The sequence below is a fragment of the Sulfitobacter sp. genome (genome assembly GCF_039977885.1).
Classification (GTDB): domain Bacteria; phylum Pseudomonadota; class Alphaproteobacteria; order Rhodobacterales; family Rhodobacteraceae; genus Sulfitobacter.
The window spans coordinates 115,330-129,721 of sequence record NZ_JBDWCI010000016.1 but is presented as its reverse complement, the minus strand read 5'-3'; the positions used below and the strand labels follow the sequence as shown (position 1 = coordinate 129,721).

General features: G+C 58.4%; 12 protein-coding genes and 1 tRNA gene. 7 read left to right on the top strand and 6 right to left on the bottom strand.

Translation table 11 applies throughout. The features are described from left to right. The first annotated feature begins 552 nt into the window (after nt 1-552). The 5 genes from ABJM03_RS12145 to ABJM03_RS12125 all read left to right on the top strand — a co-directional run bounded on the left by ABJM03_RS12145 (nt 553) and on the right by ABJM03_RS12125 (nt 4,124). The gene (locus ABJM03_RS12145; protein WP_348417833.1) at nt 553-1,197 is read left to right on the top strand and encodes a hypothetical protein; all 645 of its coding nucleotides are present in this window, start codon (nt 553-555) and stop codon (nt 1,195-1,197) included. Beyond that, on the top strand, nt 1,194-1,502 hold the full coding sequence (locus ABJM03_RS12140) for a hypothetical protein (protein WP_348417831.1): 309 nt from the start codon (nt 1,194-1,196) through the stop codon (nt 1,500-1,502). The genes ABJM03_RS12145 and ABJM03_RS12140 overlap by 4 nt, the downstream gene beginning before the upstream one ends. A gap of 234 nt (nt 1,503-1,736) precedes the next feature. Continuing rightward, nucleotides 1,737-2,492 carry a BRO family protein gene (locus tag ABJM03_RS12135; protein ID WP_348417830.1) on the top strand — a complete coding sequence of 252 codons (756 nt, stop codon included), beginning with the start codon at nt 1,737-1,739 and terminating at the stop codon, nt 2,490-2,492. Between the two features lie 294 nt (nt 2,493-2,786). Beyond that, entirely contained in the window at nt 2,787-3,446 is a 660-nt protein-coding gene (locus ABJM03_RS12130; RefSeq protein WP_348417829.1) for a recombinase family protein, read from the top strand. Between the two features lie 105 nt (nt 3,447-3,551). Then, a complete protein-coding gene (locus tag ABJM03_RS12125) occupies nt 3,552-4,124 on the top strand; it encodes a hypothetical protein (RefSeq protein ID WP_348417827.1) in 573 nt (190 codons plus the stop codon). A 92-nt stretch (nt 4,125-4,216) separates the two neighbouring features. Here ABJM03_RS12125 and ABJM03_RS12120 read toward each other — a convergent pair. The 3 genes from ABJM03_RS12120 to ABJM03_RS12110 all read right to left on the bottom strand — a co-directional run bounded on the left by ABJM03_RS12120 (nt 4,217) and on the right by ABJM03_RS12110 (nt 6,146). Further along, nucleotides 4,217-4,306 (bottom strand) — tRNA-Ser (locus ABJM03_RS12120). Nucleotides 4,307-4,454: 148 nt separating this feature from the next. Beyond that, the gene (locus ABJM03_RS12115) at nt 4,455-5,090 is read right to left on the bottom strand and encodes a hemolysin III family protein (protein WP_348417825.1); all 636 of its coding nucleotides are present in this window, start codon (nt 5,088-5,090) and stop codon (nt 4,455-4,457) included. 87 nt (nt 5,091-5,177) lie between these two features. Continuing rightward, nucleotides 5,178-6,146, bottom strand: a complete 969-nt coding sequence (locus tag ABJM03_RS12110; protein ID WP_348417823.1) for a Gfo/Idh/MocA family oxidoreductase — start codon at nt 6,144-6,146, stop codon at nt 5,178-5,180. Nucleotides 6,147-6,321: 175 nt separating this feature from the next. Between ABJM03_RS12110 and ABJM03_RS12105 the strand changes: the two genes are divergently transcribed. Beyond that, entirely contained in the window at nt 6,322-9,522 is a 3,201-nt protein-coding gene (locus tag ABJM03_RS12105; RefSeq protein ID WP_348417821.1) for a reductive dehalogenase, read from the top strand. Between the two features lie 2 nt (nt 9,523-9,524). Here the strand turns inward: ABJM03_RS12105 and ABJM03_RS12100 are convergent, their stop codons facing one another. Genes ABJM03_RS12100 through ABJM03_RS12090 form a run of 3 tightly spaced genes read right to left on the bottom strand, consistent with a single transcriptional unit; the run spans nt 9,525 to nt 13,610 of the window. Continuing rightward, the gene (locus ABJM03_RS12100; RefSeq protein WP_348417819.1) at nt 9,525-10,574 is read right to left on the bottom strand and encodes a lipocalin-like domain-containing protein; all 1,050 of its coding nucleotides are present in this window, start codon (nt 10,572-10,574) and stop codon (nt 9,525-9,527) included. Then, nucleotides 10,564-12,957, bottom strand: a complete 2,394-nt coding sequence (locus tag ABJM03_RS12095; protein ID WP_348417817.1) for an FtsX-like permease family protein — start codon at nt 12,955-12,957, stop codon at nt 10,564-10,566. The genes ABJM03_RS12100 and ABJM03_RS12095 overlap by 11 nt, the downstream gene beginning before the upstream one ends. Continuing rightward, nucleotides 12,954-13,610, bottom strand: a complete 657-nt coding sequence (locus tag ABJM03_RS12090) for an ABC transporter ATP-binding protein (RefSeq protein ID WP_348417815.1) — start codon at nt 13,608-13,610, stop codon at nt 12,954-12,956. The genes ABJM03_RS12095 and ABJM03_RS12090 overlap by 4 nt, the downstream gene beginning before the upstream one ends. Before the next feature lie 139 nt (nt 13,611-13,749). Between ABJM03_RS12090 and ABJM03_RS12085 the strand changes: the two genes are divergently transcribed. Continuing rightward, entirely contained in the window at nt 13,750-14,289 is a 540-nt protein-coding gene (locus tag ABJM03_RS12085; protein WP_348417813.1) for a CIA30 family protein, read from the top strand. The last annotated feature ends 103 nt before the right edge of the window (nt 14,290-14,392 follow it).

Below are 14,392 nucleotides of genomic sequence, written 5' to 3'. Positions count from 1 at the left end.
CAGCGCTTCCAACGCCACCTTGGCCTTGAATTCTGGATGATGTTGCTTCCGTTTCGACATTCCTGATCTCCTTCGTGTTGAAGATCAGCAGACTACAAATCGCAGCTTACGTCAGTGTCCGAATTTCGGGGGGTAGCTCACCTTCTCTGGTTTCCCACATTTAGACAATATCGGGTTGTACTGCTTCCCAGAGCGATAGCCCTTCAGCATCTCCTTCAGAGTGCAATGCACACACCCCCTAAAACCCCGATAAAGGACAACCTCATGGAATATCGCCACGGCGTCTCAGACGCAGCACAATCAACATCTAACCTTGCCCCATCATCCAGCTGTATGGGCTTCACTGCCACAATAGGTGGTGGTTCTCTGGAGGTGACAACAGGCCACGGCATGACGCAGAGCCGAGGCATTGAATACACTAACGCACCACAGGCAGACGGAGCGACAGGCTTGGTCTTCTCAACGGAGACAGGCTCCCGAGTTCCCGCTAGTGGTCCTCGTCCACATGACATGGTGGAGATCGCTGGGATGCATGTGAAGGTGGCTCAGGCTGTGCGTGATGGTCTTATCCAAGACCCCGCGAATATGGCCCCCACGCAGCTCCAGAATGCCCCGTACAGCGCCTCTCAAGGTGCCCTGCAGGGCTACCAGCAACAAGCACCTGAAGCTGCCCCTGAGAGCGCAGCAGATACATTCACCAACGAAGTTCTGCCCCGCGTCTCTCCAGCTACCATCAACAGCATTGAAGCTGACCTGATGGAAGGTCAATTCTCAGAAAAGACCCTCGACTACCTTCAACTTGAAGGTGGAATGAATGCCCATGGTCTGGAAGATGTCCGCGATGCTTACGTAGCCAAGATGACAGCCGCCACAGGTATGGATGAAGGTGAGCTCGAAGACCTCTACAACCAAGACCGTGCAGGGTTTGCAAAGGCTGTTTCGGAGATGATGAGGACAGGCAGCCCCTCTGCATTCCAGAACCTCGCAGCACAGGCTGAAAGCGCCGCTTGGACGGCTCTCGATACTGATGCAGCCGCCGCCGCATGGCGCTTGCCTGACTTCCCTCAGGCTCTTCTAGATGCAGGCATTGAGCCAATCTTTGAAGGCGGTGAGATTGCAATTAACATCCCCGGTCGAGGCGTTGTGAAGTGGTCTGATGCAGTGTCTCAGGGGCTGGTGAAGGTGTCGCGTCGATGACCGAGCAGGATTTTGACAAGCAGGCAGAAACGCCTCCTGCCCGCGTCTCAGCGAACCAGTCCACAGGTGTCACAACCTTTGGCAGACCCCATTGCGCCGCAGTAGCTGCCACGGAGCAAGCCAAACATGCAGCCTACCGTGCCGAACAGGCAGAGTATGCGGCAGCAACTGCGAAGGCCAAGGCATTGGCCGCACAGGAAGCCGAAGAGAAAGCTGCACGGACCCGTGAGGCAACCCGCGCAAACCTCTTCTGGAACAACGTGCAGAACCCAGAGCCTGAAGCTGAGCAGGGCGAACAAGAATAGAGATCAAGGAATGGTTGGCGGGTAGTGCCCTAACCAAGACAAGAAGAGGGCATCCAGTGGAAACATTGGGTGCCTTCACCTTTTGACCAATTCCCCAAACACATCGACATCAATGAGCAGTGCCTGAGAGCGGCATCCTGCTGGTCACAGGTCTTTCGGGCCGTGATCGGGCACTGTTCATTCGTGTCGATTGCTCGACCGACTAACCAAAACCTCAATCCGAAAGATACAATCATGAATGCAATCACAAACATCATTGCTGAAACCCAGAACTTTGACTTCCACACCGCACAAGTCCGCGTGGTGAACCTTAACGGTGAACCTTGGTTTGTTGCGAAAGACGTATGCGACATTCTGGGCCTTACCAATTCCCGCAAAGCTGTCGCCGCGCTGGATGACGATGAAAAGGATGTAACTACTGGTTACACCCTCGGCGGAAAGCAGGCCCTGAACATCATCTCCGAGAGTGGCCTCTACGCTCTCATCTTCCAAAGCCGCAAGCCTGAAGCCAAGGCATTCCGCAAGTGGGTCACTTCCACAGTCCTGCCAGCAATTCGTCAGACAGGCTCTTACGTTGCAGGCGAGGAACGCCTCGACCCCAACGCCCCTGATTACCTTGACCGTCTGAAGGACTTGCTGATCGAAGCGAAGGAACGGAAATTGGCTGAAGCTGAAGCGAAGCTGGCCGAACAAGCCCCCAAGGTGGCCGATTACGACACCCGATGGGAACGCAAGGATACCATTGGTCTGAGCGAGTATGCCAAGCAGGCAGGATTGAAACCCAACAAGTTCACCGCAGCATTGCGCGATATGGGCTATCTCTATAACCGCCAAGGGACCAACAACATCCCTTATGCAGCCCATGTGGGCACCTTGTTTGTCCGCAAGGATACACCCGCAGGCTTTGGACAGACGTACTTGACGCAGGAAGGCTGTGCCCATTTCACTTCGATGGTGAACGGTGGAACCTTCGATAAGATTAAAAGGTGACCCTACAGACCGCGTGAAGGTGCCCTTGAGGTGCGTTTGAAAAACCCAGATAAAATTGCTAAAAAAATCTGTGTACCTGAGATAGTATATAGAGCCGCGCAAAATCCCCCGTGGGGGGCTCCTTCCTCCCTCGCACAACCAAACCTCTCCAGCCCAGCGCAAAGCGTCAGGGAGCCTGAAGGGCATGTGAACGGATGCGAGGGGGAGGTCTATCTACCCATCTGTAACGCTCACAACGAACATTGACATTTGCAACATCTCTGATTATCTCGCTGCCCAAGCAAGGAGATAGGCATGAAACAGTATGTGATTTATCGTCGTGTATCGACCACTGAGCAAGGCAAGTCAGGCTTGGGCTTGGAGGCACAAGACAGGGACATTCGGCTTTATCTGGAAGGGTACAGTGACCAGCCCTACAAGATCATTGGTGAGTTCTTAGAAGTTGCCACGGCGACAGAGGACAGCAGACCAGAGTTGACCAAGGCCCTCCATATGGCCCGTTCACAGGGAGCTGAGTTGCTTGTCGCCAAGCTAGACAGGCTTTCCCGCAAGGTATCCTTCATCGCTGCCCTTATGGATGATCGAAAGCTGAACCTTCGCGTGGCCTCCATGCCACACGCTGACAAGTTCCAGTTGCACATCTATGCAGCATTGGCCGAGCAAGAGAGAGAGTTCATCTCCCTGCGGACCAAGGCCGCGTTGAAAGAGGCAAAGGCCCGTGGGGTTAAGCTGGGCGGTATGCGTGACAAGACCATGAAGCGGAATGCAGCGGTACAGGCAAACGCCAAGGAACGGGCATTGAAGGTGCAGGGCATCATTGAACCGCTCAGGGAGGCTGGAAAGAGCCTTAGAGAGATTGCAGCCGAGTTGAATAAGGCTGGCGTGAACACGGCAAGAGGTGGTGAATGGCAGGCATCACAGGTTAAGAGAACGATTGAAAGGCTTGCTGAATAATACTTTTCGTATAGGTCAAGTGATCTGACTTATATTTTGATCACTCCTATGTGTTAAGGTGCTATCAGTTTTTTTTATCACAGACTTATGCGGCAGGATTTAATGGTGACTGATAAGAGTAATATAGCCTTTGTTAAACAAGCACTTCCCGAACATTGGTATGATCAATCAATGGAATTGAGAGATGCCGCTGAGTTCCTTTGGAGGCAAAAGGGCATCGAGCAAGTGGGTTTTGTTCTGCCTGATGAGGTCTATTCTAAGCCGAGATACTCGCGGACGGTCTTTTTACTGATAGGCTTTGCTATTGAGAACATGATTAAGGGGATATTGATTTCCGAGGTTCCAGCCAGAATATCGGGCGGGAAGATGGCTCCTGACATTTCAACAGGTCATGATCTTTGTGCGTGGGCTAAGTTGATGGCCAGCATCACTATCTCGGAGAGAGAAGAAAATATTCTAAATCTACTTAGTGAGCTCGTTCCATATTGGGGGAAATACCCGTCTGCGAAGAAGAAGCATCACGTCCGCGAAGAGAAGCACCTAACACCTCAGGTATTCAATGAGATCTTGGACCTCCACAATCGATTGGAGTTGGGCCTCTATGATCTCAATCGTGATGGTTTGCAGGAAGTTGATGGCGTTAAATTCCCTATAATGGTTTTGCCCCACCTGCACTAAACGCTGAGAGCTATACATGTTGGTCAATAACGGCGGTCAATAATGGTCAATGCCGCCCCCTAAGTCATTGAATTGTAATGATATTAGGTGGGTGGCGGAGACGAAGGGATTCGAACCCTCGAGACCCTTCCGGGCCTACTCCCTTAGCAGGGGAGCGCCTTCGACCACTCGGCCACGTCTCCGTTGACCCGTTTAGCGGGGGGCAGGTTGGAGGGCAAGCAGTTATTCGCGGATTATTGTGCCTCATGAAATCTTTTGCACCACGAGGGCTCGAGCAGGGGGAGGGATGCAGTTTGCCGGGGGCAGAAAGCAGATGTTATGACAGAGAGGCTAGAATACGGTAAGCCAGATGCCCACAAACATTGCCAGCCCGCCCAGGTTTACGAAGCTGTGCCAGATTGCATAGCGATAGGGCATTGTTTTACGGGCATAAAATACGGTGCCGATTACGTAGCATCCAGCGCCGGCCAAAATCCACCACAAGGTGGCAATGGGAACATTGTCCAAATCGGGCAGGGCGCTTAGGCCGATCGCGCCGAGGCCCAGATATGACGCTGTGGACCAGCGTGATTTGATCGTCTCATTGGTTATTTTGTTCCAGATGGCCAACACCGTTAGCCCCCAACACAATCCCAGTAATGTGAGCGTCCATGGTGTTGCGGCATCCACAAAGAACGGCGTGAAACTACCTGAAATGCTGGGGTAGATTGCTGCATGATCAATGCGTCGTAGCAATACGCGCCGGGCGTGTAAGGGAGAGAAGTGGTAAGCGCATGACGCGAGGTTGGAGGCAAGTGCCGCCAGCACATAGACCGCCAGTGCTGCGCAAAGCGCCGGTTGCAGGGTGGTGATACCATTGCCCAACAGCAGAGCGGTCGCGAGGATAATCAACGCCAAGCCTACGAGATGAACGACCAGATCGGCGCGCCGGTGGCGGGGGTTCGGGCTTGGGTAGGTCGGGGTCATGGCATGCTCGCTCTAGGGTGGTTTTGCCTAACGCGCGGACATGTGGTTTGTCTATCATTCCGGTGCGTCGCTTGGGGTATCAGGGGTTTAGGCCTTTGGCTTGCCGGCAAGTATTCCTTCGATCAGGATTTGGACGCGCAGGGCTTCGTCGAGGGTGGCCAGGCGGTTGGGTTTTCCGGCCACGAGCAGAGCAAGATCATCCAGCTGGGCGCGCAAGCTTTCGGCGCGCGGATCGAGGGCTTCCTGACCTAAGGCCTGGAATGCCTCACCCGAAGAGACTGCATCGCGGTAGAAATCCGATATGCGGCGGCTGGCCTTGCTGCCTTTGATGGTGAGCTCTTGGCGGTCGGGCTGGGCACCGCCAACGCTGCCCATGATGGCGACGTGCTGGCCGGTGCCGGTGCTTAGCCGGGCAGCGACCTGGGTTTCGCACAGGTCAGTGCCATCAGGTGTATCGCTTACCGCCCAATCAAGGGTCAGCGGCCCCAAAACCCGTTCGGCGAAGAAGACAAAATGCGAGACGACCTCGCGGGTCATTCCGCCCTCAGCGGCAAAGCGGAGCCAGTCGGCCTCTTGCTGCCACAGACGTGGCCATTGGGCATAGGTCAGGATGATGTCTGCGCCAACAAGCTGGCCAAGCTCACCGGCTCGCGCGGCGGCCTGCACATCGGTCAAGGCATCCCCGGCCGCTTGGGTAAAGTTCACAGCTGCCGGGACGGCGGCCTGTTTCAACGCCTCTACCATGGTACGGCTTTCGGCTATATCAACGCCAAGTGGCTTTTCCAGGAACACCGCTTTACCCGTTGAGGCAGCGGCAAGCGCATAGGCTTTGCGTGGCACTGGTGGACAGGCCAGATAAACCAGATCGGCTGAGGCGATCGCGCTATGGGCATCGGGGCTGAGGGGCACATGCGGGGCCATCGCATGGGCGGTATCGCAGGCTGCAGGATCAGGGTCCCAAAATCCGGTGACGTTATATTCTGGATGCAGTAGCATATGTTCAAGCATGCGACGCCCCATGATGCCCAAGCCGATAATCGCGGTGCTGATTGCCATTTGTTTGCTCTCCTGTAGTTGCGGACAATGTGACGGCTGTGCGATGCGAGCGCCAGAGCCGGCGGCATCTGCGCAGTGCAATTTTTCTTGATGGGCTGGAAGATCAGGCGTTTTAGGGTGGTTGTTTTGCTCAATCGCGTCCAGTCTTGCGAGGCGCGGGGGAGGGAGCAATGCAATGAAACTATTTTCCAGCAAGAACAGACCTGTGCATCTGGGGCCATATCCTTGTGAGCTGTTGGAGCGCGCTTCGGTGATGCCAGAGCTTGCGGCTGTGCCCCTGCATGGGCAGGTCTCCTTCGAACAAGCACAAGACCCTCGTAGCATCGTCAATGCGATGGGCGATTATCAGGCGATGCTGGATGCGATCGGAAACGGGCGCACCAATCCTGCGCAAGCAGCCTGTCCCGATGATCCGCTTGAGCGGGCGCAACACCTTAAGGCCTTTGGCTATTTCTCTGATGCGGCAGTGGTGGGGATGTGTCTCTTGCCGCAGGCTGCCATGCTCGAGACCCCGCTGCGCAATCCGGCGCTGGCGCGCCTGTCCGATATGCTGCACGCGCGCCAGAGCAAATCGCTGGCGGCGGGTATTGATAGCACTATGGCTGATCTACGTGAGGCCGTATCGGCCCCGCCTGCCGCGTTGGAGGGGCACAGCCACGCCATTGTGCTGATGTATGAAAACCCCCGCGATCCGGACGCGGATGAGGCAGGCACTGCATGGTTAGCACAGGCAAACAGCCAGCGTGCAGGGTTGCTGGCCTCCGAGACGGCGGCGGTGCTGGCCGAGTATATTCGCCTGCTGGGGTTCAATGCACGCGCGCATACGGTGGCACAGGCTGATGTGGATCTGAACCGCCTCGCCGTGGCCGCGGGGCTGGCCACTGTGCAGGGCGGCGCGCTGCACCATCCCTATATCGGTACCCGCTTTGGCTTGGCGGCGATAACCACCGACTTCGAAGTCGCCGTGGACCGGCCCCTTGCCACCAAACAGCCCGCCTCGGCCTTTGGCCTGCGCTGGCGTATCGGCGGGGCGCAGCCGCGCAATGCGGCCAATGCGGTGCCCTTTGCCAAACGCCGCTTTGTTGATGGGGCGCATCCTTTCGAGACGCTCAAACGGGTAGAGAGCCCCACCACCTATATTGATGCAGCACGGGTGGCGCGGGTGCCCAAACGCGCCGATCTGTTTGCCCGCGCGCAATTCGGCGATATGGGTAAAACCGTGCAAAAGGCCTCAACCGCAGGGCATTACGTGCGCAAAGCAGCCCCTTCCATGGCCCAGCGCCGCGCCTTGGGGGCCTTTATGCTGTTGCAAGACGGCGCAGTCGCCCCCCAACAGACGGAACTGGCCCCCGATGAGGCCGCAGAGCTGGTCAAGGCCACAGCTTATTGGCTTGGCTGTGACGCGGTGGGGATTTCCGCCTGTCCCGAGTGGACATGGTACAGCCATGACGCGCGGGGCGATGTGATCACGCCGCCCCATGATCAGGCTATCAGCATTATCATCGACCAAGGCTTTGAGACGATGGAAGGGGCCAGCGGAGATGACTGGATCAGCGTAGCCCAATCCATGCGCGCCTATTTGCGGTTCTCGTTGCTGGGTGGCGTGCTGGCCCAACAGATCCGCAATCTGGGCTATAGCGCCAAGGCGCATACGGTGATGGATGGCGAGGTCTTGCAGCCGCCCCTGTTGCTGCTGGCAGGGCTGGGTGAAGTCAGCCGCATCGGGGAGGTGATCCTTAACCCTTTCCTTGGCCCGCGGTTGAAGTCGGGTGTCATCACCACTGATCTGCCCATGACCCACGACAAACCTATCGACTTTGGCCTGCAGAAATTCTGCGAAAGCTGCAATAAATGCGCCCGCGAATGCCCCTCGGGGGCGATCACCGCTGGGCCCAAGCTGATGTTCAATGGCTATGAGATCTGGAAGTCGGACAGTCAGAAATGCGCCACCTACCGTCTGACCACAGAGGGTGGGGCGATGTGTGGGCGTTGCATGAAAACCTGCCCATGGAATCTTGAGGGGCTCTTTGCCGAGGCACCGTTCCGGTGGGCCGCAATGAATATCCCTGCGGCCGCTCCGGCCTTGGCCAAGCTCGATGATGCTTTGGGCAAGGGCAGTCTCAATCCGGTCAAGAAATGGTGGTGGGATCTGGAGCTGGAGGATGAGGGGGGCTATGGGCCTGCCAAAGCGCCGGTGAACGCCCGCGCGCTGCAAAAGGATCTGGACCTGAAATATGAGGATCAGACGCTGGCCGTCTATCCTGCGCCGTTGGCCCCGCCGCCCCACCCGTATCCCGCAGCCATGGACCGTGAGGCGGGTATCGCAGCTTATGAGAACATGGTCAGCGCAGACACCTACCGAGCCCATGTTGCGGCAGGCACCGTGGACAGCGTGGCCCATGTCTACACCGCAGAGGGCGACAGCCCTGTGATCGCGGCGCAAGTCAGCAAGGTCGAAGCTATGGCCGAGGGTGTCACAAAATACGAATTCACTGCCGTGGATGGCAGCGACCTGCCCGTGTGGCAGGCGGGGGCACATTTGGATATCGTCGTGGCACCTGAGTTCTTGCGGCAATACTCCATGTCGGGAAATCCTGCGAACCGGCGCAGCTATCAGATCGCGGTTCTGCGCGAAGATGCAGGGCGCGGTGGCTCGAAACTGATGCACCGGATATTTGAGCAGGGGCGGCGGGTGTTTATCTCCAAGCCGATAAACCATTTCCCGCTTGATCCGGATGCGCGGCATACGCTGCTGATGGGGGGCGGTATCGGCATCACGCCAATGCTTGCCATGGCGCATGAGCTGCACGCCCAAGGGCGCAGCTTTGCCTTGCATTATTCCGGCCGCAGCCGCGCCACGATGGGGTTTCTTGATGACATCGCGGGGTTCGACTGGGCCTCACAGCTCCAACTGCACATCAGCGATGAGGGCACCCGCGCCGACATGGGCCGCATCATGGCAGGGGTACCCGCTGGCACCCATGTTTATACCTGCGGGGCAGAGGCCTATATGAGCGCGGTTATGGAGGCCGCGCGTCAGGCGGATCTGCCTGACGAGGCGCTGCATCTTGAGTATTTTTCGGTCCCTGAAGTGCCGGAATATGTCAACCATGCCTTCACCCTGCGCCTTGCACGCACAGGCCGTGACCTCATCGTTGCCGCAGATCGCAGCGCCACGGATGTTCTGGCCGAGAATGGCGTGCATCTGGATGTGAAATGTTCGGATGGCCTATGTGGCGTGTGCAAATGCGGGCTGATCGCCGGTGAGGTTGAGCACCGCGATTTTGTACTCTCAAAGGCGCAGCGTGCCGATACGGTGATCTTGTGTCAGTCGCGTGCCGCGCAGCAGGGAGGGGTGATCGAGGTCGATCTTTAGGCTTACTCGTAGCCTGTCATCTCGAGGTAGCCGCGCCCGCCGTGGCTGCCGCTGACGCTGACCGGACCCTCCCAATAGGCCACAGACATATCCATCCAGGCCTGCGGGTTGCTGGCGGCCACGGTCACATCCACGCCGTAGGCCGGTACGCGCAGCTGCCAGCGGGTCGGCACGTCGCGCCCCTCTACGCGGGATGTCTCCAGCGGGGTTGCATCAAAGCTGCCATCGGGCAGGGCGGTTGTCACGCCCTGTGCGGTGATCCACGTGCCCGAGGTGAAATAGCTGCCATCGGATTGGCGCAGTCGAAAGCCCATCAGCTTCTCCCCTGTGTCAAAGGACAGCGAAAACCAGTCCCAGCCGGTCTGATCCTCTGCTAGCGGCTGGGAAGACCACTCGCGGTCCAGCCATGCCGTGCCTGTGACAGGCACATCGCCATCGGGTAGGGTCAGCGTGCCAGCAAGCGCGTAAAACGGCTGTGAGTAATAATAGCTCGCCTGTCCTTGCTGGGATTTCACGGAATACCCAGCATCGCCATGAAACACCAAGGGGCCCTGAGCCTCCAGATCAACACTATAGGAGAATTGCGGGCCTGCAGCATGGAGGGTCACGGCATCAAACGTCTCTCCGCGCATGTGCCATTCGTCGATCCATGCCTCAAAGGGGGCGGCTGTCACGCCTGCTTGGCCAATGCCGCCACGGGCAAACCGCTCTGAGGTGTAATGCGCGGTGGGAGTGGTAACAGCCGCATGGCCAAACCAGATTTGCGGGCTGTCCCAGCCCTGCGTGGCAAAAGGTGCCAGCGCCGAGCGGAACAACGTCCATTGCAGCCCATAAGGCGTGCCATCAGGCCCCTCCATGTTGGCGGTCAGATACCACCATTCAATCCGGTAATCGGCATGCGCGCCATGATCGGCGGGAAAGCTGAATTCGGGGTTTGGCGCGGGGACGGTGAACCCTTCGGCATCGCTGCCCAAACCGGCAAAGCCTTGGGCCATGGCCGCGACCGGCGCGCAAAGACCCGCAAGGGCAAAGATCAGCGTTTTAACGTTCATTGGCAAAAACCTTGAGCAAATCAGTGGGCGGTGTCCGTGCCAGTTTGCGGGCAGGCCAAGCAGCAGCCAGCACCGCAGCCAACAAAGCAAAGCCACCCAGCACCGCATAATCGCGCGGGAAGACATACATCGGCAAACGCCAGCCAAAGGCTTCGACGTTGACGACGGCCAGCAGCACCCATGCCAGCGCAAGGCCCAAGGGCAGCGCGCAGATAGCAGTGAGCGCGGCCAGCACCACAGCGCGGATCAGTTCCAGCTGCCCCAGCCGCCGCCGCGTCATGCCCAGCGCCCATGCAGGGGCCAGCTGTGGCAGGCGCAGGCCCGCGAGGGTCAGCAGGCTCATAAACATCGCAAACCCCGCCACGCTCAGCGTCAGCACATTCAGCGCGGCCGTCACGGTAAAGGTCCGCTCAAACACCGCAAGAGAGAAGGCCTTGATCTGCGCCTGATTGGTGATGGCGGTCTCGGGTAAGCCGAAATCATCCTGCAAAGCGATGCGCAAGGCAGCTGCATCATCTGTGCGCAGGCCAAAGCGGGTGGCGCGCAGGGTGGGGTGCAGACGGGTAAAGAGCGGCTCGGTGAGGATGGCTTGGCCAATTGGATTGCCGTAATCACCGTAAACGCCTGCGATGGGCAGTGTGACCTGTGGGCTGATGGTCAGATTGTCGCCCACCCAAAGCCCCGCGCGCCGTGCGAGTTGTTCATTCACCAGCACTGCCTCACCGGCCTGCACGCGGTCCCAAACCTGCGGGGCTTCGTCCAGTAAATCCCAATGCGTGCGGTAGGTCATGCCGATCCGCGTGCCATAAAGCTCGGCGGGCAGCCCCGAGAGCGTTGTCTCCGTGGACAACAGCGGCAGGGTTTCGGAGGTATAGGGCTGTACAAATGTCTCAAGCCGTTGTGCCTCTTCTGCACTTCGGGTGTTCACATAAAGCTCTGATGCGAGGCGTTGATCCAGAAAGCCAGTAAAGGTGAGCCGGAAGCTCGACACCATGGTCGATACCCCAACATTTGCAGCCATCGCCAGCAGCAGCGCCATGAGCGCAAGGCTCAACTCCGGCAATTGTTGGCGCGTATCGGCCCAGAACCACTGGGCAGTGACGCTCTTTGCCAAATAGGCAGCCCCGCGTAGCACAAAATCCAGCACCAAAGGCAGGGCAAGCGCTGCGCCAATCAACAGACAGGCCAGCAGGCCAAACCCCATCACCAGACCGCTGCCTACCAGTGCCAGCACCCCCGCCACTGCCATCAGCCCGAGGCTGATCGCCATCTGCAGCCGCCGCATGGAACCGCGCGATGTGGCCCATGCGCGGGGACGTGCCGTGGCCAGCAGCGGCATGCGCGCGACAGAGCCAAGCGCCCCCGCAGCAGCAATCGCCGTGCCCAACACCGAAATTGCCATCCCCGACACCCACCACGAGGGGCGCAGCTGCAATGTTCCAGAGACTTGCGCGCCGTAAAGCCCTTTGAGCGTGGCCGCCACATCTGGCAGCAAGGTGGCTGCGATCAGATAACCGGCACTGACCCCCAACACGCCGCCAATCAGCGCCAGAACCACCAATTCCGCCGCCATCAATCCCATGAGCTGCCGCAGGGGCATCCCCAAGGCGCGTAGCGTGCGGACCATGGCGCGGCGCTGCTCAAAGGCGAGGCCCACAGCCCCATGCACGATGAAAATCCCGACCGCAAAGCTCAACAACCCGAAGGCCGTGAGGTTGAGGTGAAAGCTATCCGTCAACCGCCCCACGTCCGATCCCCCCTGAGCGGCCCGCAGCGTGAGCTGGGGCGCGACCTGCGCGAGAGGCGCGCGGCCAACTGGCTGTTGGGGGGCTATGATCAAGCGGCTTAGGCTACCCTGAGCACCCAACAGGCGCTGGGCCACAAAAATATCGGTGATGGCCGTGTCGGGCGCGATATCAGGGATCACGACAATCGGCGCATCCAATTGGCCCTCTAACCGCGCGGCAGTGGCGGCATTGGCAAACACGGGCCGCTCTTCCAGAAATTGGGGCAGCGCCGCGCCATCACCGACAGGTCCAAGCCCGCCCGGGGCCGTGAGCGGATCAATCCCCACCAGCCGCACCTGCCCATCCGCAGGCCCGATCTGCCCCTCGATCACCGGCCCGACCTGCCACCCTGCACGGCGCAACGCCACAAAGGTGGATTGTGCGATCTGCCCGCCCGACACGGGCAGTAATTGGTCATATTGCCCTTCGCCAAGGGTGGCGGCCGCCGCGTCATAGCTTGCCCGCGCCTCAGAGTTGACCGCCTGCACGCCAGACCAAAGTGCCGTGGCCAGTGCCAGACCCGCAATCAGCGTGAAAAGCTGTAGCGGGTTGCGCCGCCAATGCGACCACAAAGCGGAAAGCCCGGTCCACGTCACGCCAGCACACCTTTGCGCAAATGCACGCGGCGATCCAGTTGATCAGCCAGTTTGGGGGAATGGGTAACCATCACCAGTGCTGCGCCCGTTTGGGTGATCAGGGCGCGCATCTGCTCCATGACCTCGGCTGCGGTGGCTTCATCCAGATTGCCTGTCGGCTCATCCGCAAGGATCAGCTGGGGGCGCGCAACAAGGGCGCGGGCAATGGCCACGCGCTGTTGCTGGCCGCCCGACAATTGTTCGGGGTATTTGCGCAGGTGCTGTGTTAAACCCAGCGCCTGCGCCAGCTTATCTGCCTCGCCCTGATCATAGCTGCCGGCGAGGCGGGCCTGAAAGGCGATGTTGGCGGCAATGTCCAGAGACGGGATCAGGTTGAACTGCTGAAAGATGATCCCGATCTGGTTGCACCGCACGGCTGCACGGCCCGCATCATCAAGCTGTGTAATATCGCGGCCTTCTAGCAGCACTGCGCCAGCATCGGCTGTGTCCAGCCCACCGATCAAATGCAGGAGCGTGCTTTTGCCCGAACCGCTTTCGCCAGTCAGGGCCAATGTTTCTCCAGCAAGCACTTCGAGGTGAATACCGCGCAAGATGGGCACCGGCCCCTCTGCTCCGACATAGGATTTCTTCAGGCCTTTGACATTTAACAGCATTGCACTCTCCGAGGTTGCAAAAGGTCTATCCCGTATCGGGGCCTGTGCCACGCGAATTTACGGGGTATCGGGCAATCTGTCGCGCCTGTGCTGGTCAATGGGCCCATACCGTCTATCTTGATCATAAACAGGAGGGGGTATGACGGGTTTCACGCAATGGATTGGCACCCTGCTGTTTGCTGCGCAGGGCGTTATGGCACAGGAGCAAAAGATGGAACTGACACCTGAATGGGAATATGTCGCGGACACCGTCATGGGAGGGGTGTCTTCGGGAGGTATTGCCGCCGTACAGATCGCAGGGCGTGAAGCGATGGCTTTGCGCGGTACCGTATCATTGGATAACAATGGCGGCTTTATCCAAATGGCGTTTGATCTGGATGAGGGGCGCGTGCTGGATGCGTCTGGCTATGCCGGTATCGAGATCGACGTGGCGGGCAATGGTGCGACCTATGAGCTGCGCCTGAGGACCGATCAGCTGGCAAGGCCGTGGCAATCCTATCGCGCGGAATTTCAAACTTCGGCTGACTGGCAGACACTGCGTCTGCCGTGGACAAGCTTTGTGCAGAATAAAACTGATGTCACCTTTGATCCCGCGCGTTTGCGCCGGATCGGGGTGCTGGCTTACGGTGTTGAAATGCAAGCCTATGTCGCTGTCGCCGGTGTCAGGTTTTACCCATGAGTGGTGATTTGGGGTAAATGGAGTTTTTTATTTATTTCAGTCTCTTGCGAGAGTGTCTTCTCTCTGCTCTAAGGTGATGTGATGGATTAAGTTTCCGCTTTAA